The sequence below is a fragment of the Pseudoalteromonas sp. SWXJ133 genome (genome assembly GCF_015864365.1).
Lineage (GTDB): Bacteria > Pseudomonadota > Gammaproteobacteria > Enterobacterales > Alteromonadaceae > Pseudoalteromonas > Pseudoalteromonas arctica.
Map to the genome: position 1 here is coordinate 12,341 of NZ_JADYXJ010000020.1, position 17,862 is coordinate 30,202.

At 38.3% G+C, this 17,862-nt stretch carries 14 protein-coding genes and 1 pseudogene; 10 read left to right on the forward strand and 5 right to left on the reverse strand.

Going from position 1 to position 17,862, the window contains the following annotated elements; all coding sequences use genetic code 11:
- Positions 1 to 92 precede the first annotated feature (92 nt).
- From I6F40_RS14060 to ccoG, 7 genes are all read left to right on the forward strand, one after another.
- Positions 93 to 419 (forward strand): hypothetical protein, encoded by a 327-nt coding sequence (locus I6F40_RS14060; RefSeq protein WP_024593065.1) that lies wholly within the window; start codon positions 93 to 95, stop codon positions 417 to 419.
- 1 nt (position 420) lies between these two features.
- Entirely contained in the window at positions 421 to 702 is a 282-nt protein-coding gene (locus tag I6F40_RS14065; protein WP_007378333.1) for a YeaC family protein, read from the forward strand.
- Complete coding sequence (locus tag I6F40_RS14070) at positions 692 to 3,373, forward strand: DUF349 domain-containing protein (RefSeq protein WP_197193076.1); 2,682 nt, start codon at positions 692 to 694, stop codon at positions 3,371 to 3,373. The genes I6F40_RS14065 and I6F40_RS14070 overlap by 11 nt, the downstream gene beginning before the upstream one ends.
- Before the next feature lie 86 nt (positions 3,374 to 3,459).
- Positions 3,460 to 4,014 carry a DUF1439 domain-containing protein gene (locus I6F40_RS14075; RefSeq protein WP_165728869.1) on the forward strand — a complete coding sequence of 185 codons (555 nt, stop codon included), beginning with the start codon at positions 3,460 to 3,462 and terminating at the stop codon, positions 4,012 to 4,014.
- Between the two features lie 68 nt (positions 4,015 to 4,082).
- The gene (locus I6F40_RS14080; protein ID WP_197193077.1) at positions 4,083 to 5,387 is read left to right on the forward strand and encodes an ABC1 kinase family protein; all 1,305 of its coding nucleotides are present in this window, start codon (positions 4,083 to 4,085) and stop codon (positions 5,385 to 5,387) included.
- 93 nt (positions 5,388 to 5,480) lie between these two features.
- Complete coding sequence (locus I6F40_RS14085; RefSeq protein ID WP_197193078.1) at positions 5,481 to 6,899, forward strand: sigma-54 interaction domain-containing protein; 1,419 nt, start codon at positions 5,481 to 5,483, stop codon at positions 6,897 to 6,899.
- 145 nt (positions 6,900 to 7,044) lie between these two features.
- Entirely contained in the window at positions 7,045 to 8,427 is a 1,383-nt protein-coding gene (ccoG, locus tag I6F40_RS14090; RefSeq protein ID WP_197193079.1) for a cytochrome c oxidase accessory protein CcoG, read from the forward strand.
- 67 nt (positions 8,428 to 8,494) lie between these two features.
- Here the strand turns inward: ccoG and I6F40_RS14095 are convergent, their stop codons facing one another.
- Positions 8,495 to 9,415 (reverse strand): M14 family metallopeptidase, encoded by a 921-nt coding sequence (locus I6F40_RS14095; RefSeq protein ID WP_197193080.1) that lies wholly within the window; start codon positions 9,413 to 9,415, stop codon positions 8,495 to 8,497.
- Positions 9,416 to 9,529: 114 nt separating this feature from the next.
- Positions 9,530 to 10,267, reverse strand: a complete 738-nt coding sequence (locus I6F40_RS14100) for a hypothetical protein (protein WP_197193081.1) — start codon at positions 10,265 to 10,267, stop codon at positions 9,530 to 9,532.
- 283 nt (positions 10,268 to 10,550) lie between these two features.
- On the opposite strand from I6F40_RS14100, the gene I6F40_RS14105 reads away from it, so the two are divergent.
- Together I6F40_RS14105 and I6F40_RS14110 are read left to right on the forward strand one after the other, a co-directional pair.
- Complete coding sequence (locus I6F40_RS14105) at positions 10,551 to 13,400, forward strand: UvrD-helicase domain-containing protein (RefSeq protein WP_197193082.1); 2,850 nt, start codon at positions 10,551 to 10,553, stop codon at positions 13,398 to 13,400.
- 79 nt (positions 13,401 to 13,479) lie between these two features.
- Positions 13,480 to 13,878: pseudogene (locus I6F40_RS14110) on the forward strand (EAL domain-containing protein); the annotation flags it as partial.
- 79 nt (positions 13,879 to 13,957) lie between these two features.
- On the opposite strand, the gene I6F40_RS14115 reads toward I6F40_RS14110, so the two are convergent.
- From I6F40_RS14115 to I6F40_RS14125, 3 genes are all read right to left on the reverse strand, one after another.
- On the reverse strand, positions 13,958 to 14,356 hold the full coding sequence (locus tag I6F40_RS14115) for a hypothetical protein (RefSeq protein WP_197193083.1): 399 nt from the start codon (positions 14,354 to 14,356) through the stop codon (positions 13,958 to 13,960).
- Between the two features lies 1 nt (position 14,357).
- Positions 14,358 to 15,272, reverse strand: coding sequence for a zinc dependent phospholipase C family protein (locus tag I6F40_RS14120; protein WP_197193084.1), 915 nt, complete (start codon positions 15,270 to 15,272; stop codon positions 14,358 to 14,360).
- Between the two features lie 96 nt (positions 15,273 to 15,368).
- Positions 15,369 to 15,956 (reverse strand): hypothetical protein, encoded by a 588-nt coding sequence (locus tag I6F40_RS14125; protein WP_197193085.1) that lies wholly within the window; start codon positions 15,954 to 15,956, stop codon positions 15,369 to 15,371.
- Positions 15,957 to 16,219: 263 nt separating this feature from the next.
- On the opposite strand from I6F40_RS14125, the gene I6F40_RS14130 reads away from it, so the two are divergent.
- Positions 16,220 to 17,857, forward strand: a complete 1,638-nt coding sequence (locus I6F40_RS14130) for a cyanophycinase (protein ID WP_197193086.1) — start codon at positions 16,220 to 16,222, stop codon at positions 17,855 to 17,857.
- Positions 17,858 to 17,862 lie beyond the last annotated feature (5 nt).

Sequence of the window (17,862 nt, forward strand, 5' to 3'; positions counted from 1 at the left end):
TTGGTTTAAATTCAAAAAAGACAACGAGAAATAAAACAAGTACAATAAAGGCGCCGAAAGGCGCTTTTTTTATGCGTAGTATGGAGAGAAGTATGGCGATTATTCGTTGCCCAAAATGTGCAAAATCAATTTCAGATAAACATAAACAATGTCCGCATTGTGAAAGTAACATTGCAGAGCTAAACGACGAGCAAGTTTTACAGCTTCAACGCGAACAGCGAATTAAAAAAAAGCAGATGTTTCTAAATCACTCCTTTTTGGCGCTTATCTTATTTTTAGGTGGTTTTTTCTGTTTGTACTTTTTACAACCGCAAGAAGAAACGCTTCAGTGGTATGCTTATACTGCCGCAATTGGCGTAGGTTGTATTTGGTATATTATAAACCGTATTATTTTAGTGACTCTAAAAAAGAAAAAATGACATGAATATCGACAATCTTGTACAAAATATTACTCCCGAATTATTCGAACGCTTACAATACGGTGCTTCTACTGGCAAATGGCCAGACGGCACCGTTTTATCAGATGAGCAAAAGCAACAAACAGTGCAGTTGGTTATGTTGTATCAAGCAAAGGTGGCTCAATCTAATGAGCAATTTACGATTGGTGCTAATGGTGAAATGATCCAAAAGACAAAAGCTCAACTACAAAAAGAATTCAAATCAGACAACGAAATAGCTAGGTTTAGTGAACATGATCTTTAAGCACCTTTTTACACCGAAGTGGAAACACCCTAAGCAACAAGTACGTCTTGATGCTATCGAAAAATTAGACATTGAACGTGATGCAACCATATTAAACACGTTAGCACTTGAAGATAGCTCAGCTGAAATACGCCGCAAAGCACTACAAAAAGTAAACGATTTACCACTTTGGTGGAAAGCGTATAAACAAGATCAGGCATTAAAAGATATAGCAGAGCTGCAAATATCAAATGCTGTTTTAAATAGCGAAAGTGCACTAACACCGCAAATTAAAAATGAATATATTGAGCGCTTTGCGCCAGTAAAAACACTAGAAAAGTTAGCGTTTGCAGAAAAAGAGCTGCAAGTACGCGTTAAATTATTAAAACGTTTAGCAAATCCAAAACTAGTAGAAAAAGCATTTAAAGAAGGTAGCGAAGAGCTACAAAGTCAATTAGTTGAACTTGTTATTACTCATCAATTAATTAAGCCATTAGTAAAACATGCAAAGGGTGGCGCAAAAACAGCACTTGAAACGCATATTGAAAATGAACGTCTAGCAATAGAAAAGCCACTTGAAGTAGAGGGTGCAACACGTATTATTTTAGCGAAGTTAAATGCTTTGCGTGAAAAAACAGACTTTGGTGTTGTTAATCCACAAGCGGGCGAGCTAATGGCTCAGTGGCAAGCACTTGAGCTTAAATGGTTAAGTGATGACCGTGTTAAGTTGCTTGATGAAAAATATACTTCGATTACCACTAAGTTAGATGCACACATTGAGCAGCTAAAAGCGATACACGATAAAGAGCAGCAACAATTAGCGCAACAACAGCGCCAATTACTAGCACTTGCAACGCTTGAAGCGTTAAGCGAAGAAATTGAAAATGCCTTACAACTTGGTCTTGAAACGCCAGAGCAAATTCAACAAGATTGGCTTGATGCAAAAGTAGCGCAAGCTAAGCACGCTATTAGCGAAACAGAGCTTGCTAATAACACGCAATCAAAACTTGCTGTAAGTAAGTTAGAAAAGTTATTTACTCAAGTTGCTAAGCTACCTGAGCTAACCGCTGCCATTAAAGAGTACAAGCTCGCTTTTACAGCATTGTGTGAAATTAAACCAGCAGAAGACTTAGCGCAGTACGATGTTACTTTAACTGAGTTTAACAATGGCTTTAAAGCAGCGCGTAATCATTTAAATATATTAGATGGCGCACTGCAAAGTACGTTTAAAACACAGCTAAACACGCATAAAAAGCAATTTTTAGCACCAATGAATGAACTCGTTAAGCCGCTTGAAAAAAATCAAAGCCAAGCAAAACGCAAAGCACGTGATGTTAAACGCCTAATTGAAGAAGGTCGTTTTAATGTTGCTTTTGGCGTATTTAAAGGGTTTGAAGAGTTATTTAATACCCTTACTGAACAATACCAACAGCCGCTTGTAAACATAAAAGCAGAGCTTGAAGCGCAACTTGCAGACGCTAAAGATTGGCAAAAATACGCTGCTGCACCAAAGCGTGAAGCTTTATTAGAAGAAGTAAGCGCATTAGTAAGTGAAGAGTGTACTGACCCACAACAACGTGCTGAGCAGGTAAAAGCACTACGTAAACGTTGGAATGAGTTAGGTCGTTTAGATACAGACGAAGAGAAGCAACAAGGCACTCAGTTTGATGAAAAAATCGAGCTGTTATTTGCACCTTGTCGTAGTTACTTCGCAGAGCAAGAAGTACAACGCGAAGCATCTAAAGCACAACGCGAAAGTATTATTAGCGATATGCATGCACTTCATTTACAGCCTACTGCTGAGGATGATTTTGATTGGAAGCAATATGAAAGCCAATACAATCGTTTAAACAAAGCGTGGCGCAGTGTAGGTAAAGTTGATCCTAAAACATACCGTACATTAAACGATCGTTATAAAAATGAGCAACAGCAAGTACTGGCTTTATTAAATGCATTTCATAAAAGTAATGCTGCACTTAAAAATGAGTTAGTAGAAAAAGCAGAGCAGCTGTCACACAGTGATGATTTAGCCGCTGCATGCCAAGAGTTGAAGCAAATGCAGCAACAATGGCAAACCATTGGTTTTGCAGGCTTGAAAGCTGAAAATGCGTTATGGCAAAAATTTCGTCAATTTAACGATGAAACATTTACTAAGCGCAGTAGTGAATTTGAGCAGCAAAAACTTGATCAAAATGAGTCAGATAAACAAGCCGTTGCAGAACTTGCTGAGCTTGAAGCAGCACTTAGCGATGTAAATCAAAGAGCGCAGCTACACGACCTAGAAACAAAAGTGAAAGGGTACACGCAATTTAGATCGTTAGCGCCAAAAGTGACTAAGCTACTAGCGGCCATTGACGATAAACTTGCATTGCTTACAAGCAAATCAGAGCAAGCTAATTTAGATGCACTAATTACAGCACTTGAGAACAATGAAGCGTTACCAAGTCAGTACCAAGCACCGCTTAAAACAACATTAAATACTGAACAGCTTATTACGCGCATGGAAATACTAGCGAACGTAAGCTCAACTGATAAGTCACTTAGAATGGCAGAACAAGTAGCCATGCTAGATGACAAACATCGTGGCGAACATGCTGATTTAAACTATTATTTAAAACAGTTACTAGCGCTCAGTGGTGGTTCAGTTGAACCTGACACACTAATGCGACTTAAAGCGATACTTGCAGCTTAATATATACTGGTTAGTATTTTAATAAGCCGCTTTAATAGCGGCTTTTTTATAAGCATCATTACTTCATTATAAATAAAAGGGTTCTCATGAGAATTTTAGTTATTATTGCAGCGTTATTTTTAACTGCTTGTAATACCACGCAAGGCATATCAGTATATTCATTTACTAACTCAGAGGTTGAGTCTGTACTTAGTAAGCAATTACCAAAACTAAGTGAAAAAGTGAGCTTAATGGGCTTACCAGTTCAGTTTGATGTAAATGATTTGAGCGTAAACATTGGTCCAGAAAATCGTGATGTGGTTGTACTTGGTGCTGACACAAGCGCAGAAATTAACGCTTTTGCGTTAAAATACCCAGTACGTTTACAGCTTCAAATTGAAGGCAGCCCATTTTACGACAGTGAGAAAAATGCGGTGTTTTTACGTAATATTAAGTTACTTGATTCGAGTGTAGATGCCGGTGGTTTTAGCGGTAATTTAGGCGCACTTGATAGCCAAGCAATGGAAGTAATTAATGCCTTTTTAGCAGTAAATCCTGTTTATACATTAAATATGGACGATCCTAAAATGGTTTTATTAAGCAAGCTACCGCTTGATATACAAATTGTTGAAGGCGCAATTAAGCTAGTACCTAGTTTATAAGTAGATCGACCTACTTAAAATATACGTACTTATTAGCCTGACTCTCAGGCTAATAAGGTTTTAATATTATGGCGGCTCCTCGAACTGTTCCCACCTCTCGACTTTCTCGCTTTGCAAAATTAGGCTCACTAGCAACAGGTGTTGCAACCAACATGCTAGTTGATGGTGCTAAGAGCGCACTAACGGGCAAAGGTTGGGATAACAAAAGTTTATTACTACAACCTAAAAATATTGAAAAACTAGCTACACAGCTCTCACATTTACGTGGTGCTGCAATGAAGCTAGGGCAATTACTCTCAATGGATGCCGGTGACTTGCTCAGTCCTGAATTAGCTCAATTACTTGCTTTGCTACGCTCAGATGCCAACCCAATGCCTCATAAGCAACTTGTAGAGGTATTAAAAGAGCAATGGGGGGATGACTGGCTAGCGCGTTTTTCTCATATTGAATTAAGACCTTTTGCTGCGGCTTCTATTGGGCAAGTACATTTAGCTTATAAGGAGAATGGTGAGCAACTGGCTGTTAAAATTCAATATCCTGGTATTGCAAAAAGTGTTGTGAGCGATGTCGACAATGTTATTTCGTTATTAACGCTTTCTCGATTATTGCCAAAAGATCTTAATATTAAACCGCTTATTAGTGAAGCCAAAGCTCAGTTATTGGCCGAAGCTGATTATAAGCTGGAGGCTGATTATTTAACACGTTATAAAAATGCATTAGCAACTAATCCCCATTTTAAAGTACCTAACGTATATCCAGAGCATAGTACGCAGCAAGTACTTACGATGGAATATATAAAGGCTGAGCCAATTGAGAGTATTACAGAGCTACCTAATAAACAGAAAAGCTTTGTTGCAGCACAGCTAATTGATTTGTTTTTTAAAGAGATGTTTGAATTTAAACTCATTCAAACAGACCCTAACTTTGCCAACTTTCATTATCAGCTTGATACACAAAAAATTGTTTTGTTTGATTTTGGTGCAACGCGAGAAATATCAACCGAGCTTAGCCGCGCTTATTTAGCTTTATTTAAAGCGGGTAGTGAAAACAACAGAGAAGGTGTACTTAGAGCGGCTTCACACATTGGTTATTTTAAAAATGACTTAGTTGATGAATATAAAAACAACGTCATTGATTTATTCTTAATGGCGTGCGAGCCACTGAGAGCAGAGGGGGAATTTGATTTTAAAAATAGCGAACTAGCGCTCAAAATTAAAAATGCAGGGCTTGCTCTTAGTGGGCAATCTCAGCAATGGCATACACCGCCCGTTGATGCGCTATTTATTCACCGAAAACTTGCAGGGCTTTACTTAATAGCCGCAAGGCTAGGTGCAAAAATAGATGTAAAAACGCTATTTCAGCACTATTTATAGCGTTTTAATTTACACGTAAGTGCATTTTAAGTAATGAGTGCACTTAATGTATAAAATTGCCATAATGCTCGCGATATTTCGCGAGGTGCATTTATGATAAAACAATTTTTAAACGATCCTAAATTATTGCTAAACGCAGTAGGTGAGGGCATATACGGTTTTGACCTGTCGGGTAATGCGGTGTTTGTTAATCCTGCCGCTGAGCGCATGACAGGCTGGTGCGCTGAGGAACTATTAGGTAAAAAAATACATCAATATCATCACCATACTCATGCTGATGGCACACCTTATCCCGCTGATGAATGCCAAATTTACTGCACCATGTTTGACGGAAAGCGTCGTGAAGTTAAAAATGAAGTTTTTTGGCGTAAAGACGGTAGCTCATTTGCAGTAGAATACACCTCAACACCGGTTTATCAAAATGATGAGTTAATTGGTGCTGTAGCGATATTTCGCGACATATCACTGCAACAGCAAACACAAAATGCACTGCAAGAGGCACTTGAGCAAGTAAAGCATTTAAGTGAGCAGCTAAAAGATGAAAACAACTACTTAATTGCAGAACTTAACGAAGATTGGCAAGACTCAGGGCTAGTTGGACAAAGTCATATATTTCAAACCATGTTAGATCAAATAAAACTGGTAAGTGAAACCGACAGCACAGTGCTTATACTTGGCGAAAATGGCACGGGTAAAGAATTAGTAGCTCGTAATTTGTATCGACTAAGCAAGCGTAGCGAACAAGCCTTTATAAAAGTAAATTGCGCCGCATTTACCCCAAGTTTGCTAGAATCGGAACTTTTTGGCCATGAAAAAGGCGCGTTTACAGGTGCAAATGAACGCCGTAAAGGGCGTTTTGAACTTGCTGATAAAGGCACCTTGTTTTTAGATGAAATAGCAGAGCTTCCACTTGAAGCGCAAAGTAAATTACTGAGAGTCCTGCAAGAACAAGAGTTTGAACGTGTGGGTGGCAGCAATACGCTAAAAGTAAATATTAGAGTGATTGCAGCGACTAACCGCGACCTGTGGGAAATGGTACAAAAAGGCACGTTTAGAATTGATTTGTATTATCGGCTTAATGTATTTCCTATAAAAGTACCCGCCCTTAAAGATCGAAAAGAGGATATTCCTTATTTATGCGCTAATTTAATTGCGCAGATAAATAAACGACTGGGTAAACACTTAAAAGGGCTAAGTAAAAAAGCAATTACACAGCTGCAAGCCTACAATTGGCCAGGCAATATTAGAGAGCTGCAAAATGTACTTGAACGCGAAGCTATTTTATCTAATCAGGCTGTTTTACAGCTAAGTCAGCCTTTGCAAGCGGGTGGTGAAGTAGTTATTAACCCTTCGCTTACGCTCGATGAGGCTCAAAAGCAGCATATAACCTCTGTTCTCGCGTTATCGCACTGGCAAATATCGGGAGATAAAGGAGCGGCCGTTAAACTGGGCTTACCTGAGAGTACACTACGCTCAAAAATGCGAAAGTTAGGGATTACTAAAAATTCGTGATATATCGCGAAATGCGCTTAATATCGCGAATTTTGTTTTTATTCGCTGAAATAAGCTGTTTATTATCAATGGCATAGTTAAAGTTTCAGTTTGGTCTGAAAGTTGCATTTACTTGCATAATACCCGTCATTATGAAGCAAGTACTATGAAGTTTGATATTAAAGAAGAAGACATGATCATTAAGCCCTATAACACCGAAGGGCCAATTTATATCCGCGAGCAAAAAGGATTTTTTCAGCGCATACGCCGTAATTTAGGTTGGCTGTTAATGCTAACTTTTATTGCAATACCGTGGATCCAATTCAACGGACAACAAGCTGTGCTGCTTGATGTGGCAACGCAAACTTTTACTATTTTTGGTCTAACACTCCTTCCTCAAGATTTTATGATTTTAGCCCTGCTATTTATGGTGGGGGCTTTTGCATTATTTTTTGTAACTAACTGGCTTGGTCGGGTTTGGTGTGGTTATACATGCCCGCAAACAATATGGATGCTCATGTTTTCGTGGGTAGAGCAGCGCATTGAAGGCACTCGAAATCAGCGAATTAAATTAGATAAATCTCAGTGGACGTTAAGTACTTGGCGCAAAAAAATTACTAAGCACAGTGCGTGGATTGTTATTTCCGTTTTAACCGCCACCTCGTTTATGGCGTATTTTATTCCGGCAAAAAGTTTGTATATGGAAATGCTTACGTTTGAATGGTCAGGTATAACGAGCTTTTGGGTGTTTTTATTCGCTTTTTGTACTTATGGCAATGCAGGGTTTTTACGCGAAAAAATGTGCACAATTGCTTGCCCTTATTCTCGTTTTCAGGCTGTTATGTTTGATAAAGATACGTTGCTTGTTACATATGATAACGAGCGAGGTGAAAGCCGAGGGCCACGTAAACGCAAAGCTGATCCAAAAGAGCTTAACTTAGGTGACTGTGTAGACTGTAACTTGTGTGTAGAGGTATGCCCTGCAGGAATAGACATTCGAAATGGATTGCAATATGAATGTATAAACTGTGGCTTATGTATTGATGCCTGCGACGATACCATGGAGAAATTTGGTTACGAAAAAGGCTTAATTAAATACGCCAGTGAAAAACAAATGGAAGGTAAAAAAACCAATCCATTTAGGTTAAAACTAGTAGGATACGGCGCATTAACGGCTTTGTTAATGATTTCGATGTTTGCATGGATGCTGCAACGTACACCAATAGAAGCCTCAGTACTACGCGATAGGAATGCGCTCTACAGAGTGAACTACGAGGGCCTTGTAGAAAACCCTTATACACTTACTATTATTAATAAAACTCAGCAAGCACTGCATTACAGTATTGCCATAGAGGGTTTACCAGGAGCAACGCTCTCAAGTCCGAGATCTACGCTTGTACAACCGGGTGCGATGAAAAGAGTCCCCGTTACTGTAACAGCCGATGGTTACGGTATTGAGCGTAAAGTGAGTAAGTTACAATTTATTGTAACAGCGCAGGAAGATGTCAGTATTACCATAACCAAAGACAGTCAGTTTTATAAAAACTAAGATTGGTAAAGTTTCATAAAAAATGCCCAAGTAGATATTCTCCTTGGGCATTTTTTATATGCAGTTTTTATTGCGTGTTTGCACTTATATATTTCAGTGCGCTTGTTATAACGGCTACTTGTGCCAAAATACATTCTTCATCGGTGGCTGTTGGGCTATCTGGGTACACTTCGGTAGTGGTTACATAGGGTGCATCAGTAAAGCCCATACATAAACCTAACTCTCGAGCTGCATAGTTAATTACACCAAATTGCTCTTGAGGTACGCCTATTAACTGGTTATTTTCATCGCTCGGTGCAATATGAGTGACCTTTGCAACGTCTTCTATAATGACTTTTTGAAACTCCGGCTCAGGCTTTTTGGTATCTGCAACTAAATAAAACCCGTCAGGTATGTTCCAGTTAGTATTTGTAGTGCCTTCACGCGCAGCGAGTGCAGGTCTAAATTCACTGTTATCACTATCTGTTGTTTCGTGTAAATCAATATGAGCGATTAAGTCAGTACCTAATGATTTTACAAACGCCATAATAGCTGCTGATTCTTGAGCTGGGCTGCCCTCGTAAAATGAGCGATTAGGATCAATAGCGTCTGGGTTCCAGCGGTTTATAGTCTCATATCCCCAAGGGCTAATGCAGGGGGCAACAATAATATTAAACTGTTCGCAATATTGCATAGCGGATGTTTTAGCAAACCTAAGTGCGCCATGTACGCCACTGGTTTCGTAGCCATGTACACCACCGGTGATTAAAACAGTTGGTTTATTAGCATTAAAGTTAGGTGTTTTTAATATATATAATGGGTAAGTGCCAGCGGTGTAATTAAGCTCGCCGTATTGCTCTATATCTAAGGTGCTCTTAAGGTCATTAATTAGCGTTACGACTTCGTTTTGGTAACTGCGTTTGATGTTTTGGCGTGCTAACCACTGGGCTTTATCGCTGTTATTCCATTTTTGTCCAGGTGTGCCAATAGGGTATGTGCTGTTAGTCATAATAAACCTTTATATCAATTGTTATTAGTTCTCCTATAAATAAGGAGGGCAATTACAATTGGTAGAGTTACTTAATAAAGGCGTAGCTTAACGTTGAGTAAATTAGCGTGCAAATTAAAACGTTAAAGTCATATTTTTTATAGCGCGCGATTGCTGGGATTTAATATAGCTTTGGTTTGCGTATTCACCCGAAATACTACCGAATCGATCGCGTTTCACACTAATTGTTAAATCACACGTTTTACTTTGATCTACTTGCGAGCTGCTAAACACATCTAAACTTTGCAGATTTATTTCAAGGCGCGAAGTGTTAAGCGCAAAAAGCGTTGATTGTAAAAGTGTTTCATTATTATTGTTAGTGCAGCTACTGCTAAGTTCTACTTGGCTAGTACTATTAGGATCAGTGCCATCTAACTGAACTGTAAGGGGACTATTAATATCAAAATTTTGATTGTTACTCGGGGTTAAAATAATAAAATTTAAAGGCAACTCCACGCTCGAATTAGCATTTATACCATCGTCCCGTTTAAATTTTATATCAAACTGTTGGTTATCGTCAGTGGCATTTATGTATGCTTGGTAATCAACGTCTAAAAAGTCGGTATCTTTTGTAAGTACAATAGCAGTGTTATTAACAACAGCTTGTAATGAGTCGCTATCGCTTAAAACAATGTTAGAGCCATTAGCATCGCCTGCATTTAGTTCTGCGTTAACACGCGTGCGGTTACCATCAGAAACTAGTTCAAAACCTGCCCAAATACCTTTTGTTTTTATTAAATCCGACTCTGTTTCTGACGTGCAAGCGCATAATGCTAAAATTAAAGCCGTTGTGGTAATGCATTTTTTAAGCATGTTAGCTCCTTTAAGCCACTTAATTAGGCAGTAAGTAATTGTTTAATTAAGAATAGTTTTTACAATTATATGCCGTGACCAGTTTGTATTTGTGCATTGTTACACAACAAGGCGCTTGTAAATGTTTAGATTTGTTAATGGTTGTAAATAAAACATTAAATCCTAAGTTTTAAAAACCAATCCACTATTCAAATTGCTTATTAAATAAACACTAACTTGGCGCTAAATTTATTATAAAAGAGTGTGTTACAATCAATTAAAGCATATTTTCATATTGAGTATTATGGCGCAGTATATTGCTACTCCAAGTTGGCTAGGCCGTTTTTTTACCCGTATTAAACACGTAAGTATTGAACAAGAGCACCTTGTTGTGCATTTTAGACGTGCTCCCGCACGAACATTTTTAATTAAAGACTTTTATAATTACTCAATACTTAAAAATAGTTTATTTAGTGCCAAAATTAATTTGTGCGACAGCAGCAATACATCAATTAGCTTTTTAAACAAAGCACAAGCGAACACTTTAAATACTGCCCTTAACACGCAATTTTCAGCCTTGCTTGAGCAAAAGGTAAATAACGCAAAGATTTCGCTCAAGCGTTATGCTTTAGATGAGTTTTTACGTGATAGTTCCATAAAAACACTTAACAATGATGTGTTTTTGCTTACCAAGCAGTACGCTAAAAGTACAAGTGTGTGGCAACAACACTTATCGCCAAGTAGTATTAAATTTTTAAATATACTGAGCACTACACCCAATACTCACGATGCAATTGCACAGTTGCGCCATAAATATGAAAAAAAACAACTAACTCTTAAAAATGACTTTTTTAATCAAGTAGAGTCAAACCCATTAACAACAGAGCAGCGCTTAGCGGTAATACGCGATAACGATAAAAATTTAGTATTAGCGGCAGCAGGCACAGGTAAAACATCTGTGATGGTAGCAAAGTCTTTAGATTTAATAGCATGCAATATTGCCAAGCCTGAGCAAATTTTGGTGCTGGCCTATAATAAAACAGCAGCGAATGAGCTTAAAGAGCGCTTTATTAAGCGCGCCATGCATGCAAAATTGCATACCAAAGCACCCACTATTTTAACGTTTCATGCGCTTGGGCTTAAATTATTACAAAGTGCTAAAAAGCCAATCGAATTATCAAAATTTGCAACTGACCCAGTTCAATTAAATAGTTGGTTAACTGGATGGGTAAGTAAAAAAATACAAACTGAACCACCGTTTTTAAAAGCATTTATAGATTTACTCCATGAGCCGATTGATATATTTAGCTTTAAAGATAATGCACAGTACGAGCGATACATACGCGATAACGAATACCGCAGCCTTGCTGGTCATAAAGTAAAAAGTTATCAGGAAGTGCTTATTTCAAACTGGCTACATTTGAATTGCGTACCGCATAGTTATGAGGTGAATTATCACTTTAGCCAAGGCGCCGAGCTAAGTGGGCAATACCAACCAGACTTTTATATACCTCAATACGATATTTACTTAGAGCACTTTGGCATTGATAGGCAAGGGAATGCACGTGCCGATATAGATAAAAAACACTATAACGAGCAAATTGCATTTAAGCGCAAACTGCATAAACAAAATGGCACCACCTTACTCGAGACCTTTCATTACAACTGGGTAGAAGGAAAGCTAGAGCAAACCCTCGCAAAGCAATTAAAGCAGCATAATGTTGAATTAACACCTTTAAGTAACGATGAAATATTTCATACTTTAAATAACTCAGGACAGTTACAGCAAGGCATTGATAAGTACATAAAATGCTTACAAGCTATCCGTGTAGAGCAATTAAGTAATAAGCAAATAGCGCAGCGCATTAAGCAAAGTGGTATTAAAAACTATCAACAATATGCAAACTTGTTAGTGCAAATTCATGATGCTTATATAAATGAACTAAACGCGCAAAATGCCATTGATTTTGACGACATGATTATTCAAGCAACGAAGGCAGTAGTAAGCGGAGATTTTAATGTTCCGTGGAGCCACATTTTAGTTGATGAGTTTCAAGATATATCAAGTGCGCGTATGGGTTTTTTAAATGCGATATTAAAATATGGCAAAGGAATACGCTTTACTGCTGTTGGTGATGACTGGCAAGCAATTTATCGGTTCTCGGGAGGTAATTTAGCCCTTACTACGCGCTTTAGTGAGTTAGTGGGTAGCCACTCACTCACTATGTTGCAAAAAACATTTAGATATAACAATAGTATTAGCGATGTAGCAGGGCGTTTTGTAATGCAAAACCCTGAGCAATATAAAAAGCAGATCAGCACACATACACAAGTAACCACACCACAAGTTATTTTATTAGACGATTTATACCAAGGTACTAAATCGATAGAAATAAAAGTACAGCAAAGCATAAGCACTATTCAAAAAAATGATGGGTTAGCCAGCATTGCCATACTTAGTCGATACCGATACATGTTAAATAGCGTGCAACAGCATTTAAAAGATAAAAAGCATACAAACCCTCTCCATTTTTGGACATTGCATAGTGCCAAAGGGCTTGAAGCCGATTACTGTATTATTATTGGTTTTGAACAAGGTAAATTAGGGTTTCCGAGCAACAATCAAAATAACTTGCTGGTGGAGTCGTTATTACCAAAGCAAGATGAATTCACTCACTCAGAAGAAAGGCGTTTGCTTTATGTAGGCATTACACGCGCTAAACATAAAGCGTATTTAATTGCCGACCCTTATGCATGCTCCGCATTTATAAAAGAATTAATAAATGATGATTACCCCATTCAAATTGGTTCCGCACTATTTAATAAGCCGCAACTAAAGCAAAGAGAATGTAGTACGTGCAGTGACGGGTTAATAGTGCCTAGAACTGGCCAATATGGTGATTATTATAGTTGTACTAACACGCAAATTTGCGAAACTAAATTGCGAGTGTGTAAAAGCTGTAGTAGCCCATCGGTTGATAAAAACACATACTCACAATGTGTGAATACAGAATGTAAAACCCAGCACCCAATTTGTGAAAAGTGTGGGCGCGAAATGCGCAAACGCAAATCTAAGCACGGTGAATTTTTAGGGTGCAGTGGTTTTGCTCTTAAAGATGACAACTGTAAAAACACACGAAAAATAAGTGCTTAACGGCTAATAAGCAGGTTTACACCTGTCTATTTTATAGAACAATGTAAATAGAAATTATATCCCTGATTGATTTTAGCCAAACCAAGCCCATTCGTTAAAGCTTATGCAAACACTGCAATCGTGGGGTTTTACTATTTCGGTCGATGATTTTGGGGTGGGATATTCTAATATTGCACGCCTTGCCGACTACCCAATTAACAAACTCAAGTTAGATCGCTCATTAATAAGCCAAGTAACGAGCTCAAAGCGTCAAAAAAGTTTAGTTAAGGCAGTACATGCTATGTGTAAAGAGCTTGATATTAAGTGTGTAGCCGAAGGTGTAGAAACCTAAGAGCAAGTAGCAATAATGGCGCAAATGGGGTGTAGAGAATTTCAGGGCTATTACTTTGCTAAACCAATGCCAGCCGAAAAATTTGCAGAACATGTTAACCGCCATGGCTTAGTGTTTAACCCTAAAGAAGTGACAGCTCAACTTTAAATGTATTTAGTGGCCACTATATAGAACATGCTCACCTAAAAGCTATGCATGTTCTATAAAGCTAGCTTGGTTTTATTAGCTAATTACAGAGTTGTTGGGCGTTTATAGTTATTTTGCACTGTTGGACAGCTCCCGACTTCCAATGCTGTATGTCTGATTGCGCAGTACAGCCTGCATCTTCAATTAAAGCAGTGTCAGCATCACATAAAAGTAATACGGCGTTATCATCTTGTACATCCACAATAAACGTGTACTCGTTAAAGGGCGTAAGTTTGCTTAAATCGTTATTAACGGCAGCTTTTAATAACTCATCAGAGGATGAATAGGGGGTTTCACTAAACTTTAAAGTGCCGTCTACAGCGGTAGCAATATCTTTTAATTGCGAGGCTAAATCGGCCATCACTTCTGGATTGTTATTTTTTGAAGTGTAACAACCGCTAAGTAATACAATTAAGCTTATGCAGAGTAAGTGTTTCATGTTATTTGCTCCATACCGTCATTGTGTTGTGCTCATCGTAGCCTGTATCTAGGTTCCAATTTTTAATTGCACTGCAATCAGTATCTAAAAATACGGCATTGGCAATAACGGTTATGTAGTGCTGAATATTGCTAACGGCAAAGTCAAAAATATCGTTGTAATGCATAGGCTCGTGCGGCGTTTTTAGTTGTTCAATAAAAGTGGAGTCAACTTCGTTTGGGCGAGGATAAAACAAACCTAAATCAGCAGCAACATGGCGTGCGCAGGCAAATAATCGATAGCTTTCCTCAACATTATTTACTACAAGCTGAAAACCGTTATGCCATGAATTAAAGTTAGGAGCGTGTTGTGCAGCGTAGCTTGGGTGAACCGTTAATAAAGCATGTTGCCAAATTTTTGCAATATCGGTATCAAAATTATCGTCTTTGTTAGTACAAGATCCAATATTTTGTTGCACGCGGTCAGCATAACCTAACTCACCTAAATTTAAACGCTGCCAAATAAATGCATCTTGATTCATTTCGCAGGCACGGTGCGCCGTTTGATTTTGCTCATACGGGCCAACTTTTAATTCAACAACCGGATGCACCGTTATATCCGCAGCAACATGGGCTATATAACCGCATAACCAAGCAAAACACTTTTCAAATGCTTCACTTTCAAGTGTTTTGCAGTATTCAATCATGGCTTTAAGTAAATCGCCTGTGTGCTCATAGTGCATTAGGTCGGCCCACGCATTTTGGCTAGGCTGCGCTACTGCTAAGTAAGGATAATCGGGGGCTACACAGCCTAGTTCAAGGTATGCTTGGCGTTGGCTTAAAATAAGTTTTGCCTTTTTAGGCATATCCATTTTAGCGAGTGATTTGGTTTGCGTTGCAATATTAACGGCTGTGATGTGCGCAAAAGCACCTGGCATTGTCATATCCTTATGATTTATTAATAGGGGGACAGATTAACATTGAGAGGGGGTTAAATAAAGCCAAGTGAAGTGCTGTTGAGTGTTTAAAAGAGACTAAATTAACTGTTCAATTAGTTGTCCATTTTCGTACAGCTTAGCGTACTGGCGTTTATGTTCTTCAAATAAATAGGCGCGTAATTGCTCTTGCCCGCTATGAATCTGAGTGATTTTTGCTGCAATCCCTAGGCTACTTTGCCTAACGGGTTCTACATCTATCGATATGTTTTCTTTGTTGGGCAAGTTAAAGCTCATGTGCTGTAATTTGTTTAAGCTTTTTCCATTTTTCAATGGTTTTAAAAATATGCCCGTACTGGAAATTGATTCAATATTAAAACCTTGGCTTTTAATATTTAGCTCACTCCAACGCCAACTGCGCTGAGTACCTTTTGTATCAATTACCTCTGGTGCGCTCAAAGTGGGGTTAATTACACCTAACTCATCAATTTTTAATTGCAGGGGAAACCAAAGTTGGTAATTAGCAACTTCAGCAAGCAAAGTTAGATTAGCGTGGGTAAAAAGGTGAGCAATACTCGCGGGTATAGAGCTTTTCATTGTAAGCATATGGTCACGAGGGGAACGTTGCTTTGTATTTGGTTTGAATAACTCAGCAAAAAAATTTATCTCTTCATTAGAAAAGTCCATATTTCACCCTAGTTACATAAAACAATGCACCACCGTAATTTAAACAATGAGTTTGATCAATAAATGATCCGTTTAAATTTGTTTAGTTAATATTTATAAGTGCAAGCATGTAAGCTAAACAATTTATTTAAATGAAGCACTTAACGCTATCGCTTTTCAGGGGGCTTGAATTATTTAACATTTATAAAAATATATTTAGGCTCAAGTGGCTAGCTGTTAAACTACAACACATTAGTTTTATAATTTATATTAGAGTTTACATTATGATATGTGCATTTTTACGTGATCAACAGCCTAAGTTACTAGGTATGTTAGTGGTATTGTTTGGTGCTGGGTTTTCAATAAATGCAGTGGCTCAAGAGCAAAGCCAAACTTTAATTTTAGTGGGGTCAGAGCTTACTACCTGTACTAGCGCAAAGCTTAGCAATTGCCAAAAAGAGACTGCTATTGATGGTAAGTCACATAATTTATATGCTGTTAGCAACTCTCAAATAAAAAACATCACGCAGCACTGGCCTAATAATAACGTTGAGGCAAAAACGGCTGTATTAAAAACACTTAAAGCCATACAAAGTAAATCATCAAATAGCGTATCAAAAACAGGTTTATTATGGCTATGGCGCGATATAAATAACCAGCAATTAGAAAGCCTGACTCAGCAAGAATACAACTTTGTATTTGATATGCTAGAAGTGCCGCTACTTGATAAAAACGGTGAGCGCTTAAAAGAGCAAGTAAATACCGATTTTAATATTGAGGTCGCGACTAATAGTATTTTACAATTTGTGTCGGGCAGTTTAAAAGTTAATAACGCAAAACCCACCATACTTGCTATTACGGCATCGAGCCGCGACCCTTATGAGTCGGCAGATGTAGCGCAGAGTCTTTTAGCACAATCAAATATAAGCACTCAATGGTTAGCACTAACGCCAGCACTTGCTAAAGCGATTACGAGTAACTCGTGCGATGAATTACCCGCTCTCAGAAATACATTAATGAATGTGTATAACCGTGAAGCAATTTACCCCGATCGTACAAAGGCCGAATACGCTTTATGCAAAAGTGGCACTAATGCACTTGTATCACTTATTAAAAATAGTACCGGTGTGATGTTTAATAGCGGTAATGCAGCATTAACTCACAAGGTATTATTTGATCAAAACAATAATCCATACCCGTGGACGCAAGCATTGCAAACTCGCCCGGTAATTGTAGGTGAAGGCGCGGGCGCAGCAATCCAAAGTAAAGTGACGGGTATGCTTACAAATACGACAAGCCTTGAGGCACTTCGTAAAGGTGAAAATAACACTAATGCTGGTGGACTTGGCAGCTTTAATTTTGGTGTTATAGATACTCAATTTAGCGAACAAAACCGCACGTTTAGACTCGCAGCTGCGCTAAATAATAGCGAAGCGAGTAATACTAAAACACAAATGCAGCATGGCTTTGGTATTGATGAAAATACAGCTTTGGTTGTTATTAAATCGCCAGAAGGTAGTTTAATAACCGTAATAGGCAAAAGTGGTGTAGTGCATTTAGCTAACCAAGGTAAAGCACCACCTGAGAGTAAGAGCTATAGCTACTCGTATTGGCCTACAAGCAGTGTAATTGAAATTACCAATAACACGTTTACTCTAAGCAAGCGCACAATAGATGAGGCGTTACCCGCTATAAAAATACCTCCACTGCCAGTGCAGCGTTTTGGCTCAATTTTAACAAATTCAAAACTGCGATCACTTACTCAAGCGATGTGCCTAAGCCAAGAGCAAAGTGCGGTAGCCCAACAAGATGAGTTTATAATTAGCCTTACTGCAACGAGTGACACGCAGTATCATCGCGTTAATGCAAAAGAGTTTGGTTGTGCGCTAAGCAATTTAGAGTTAGCTATAAAGTCGATTTAGTTACT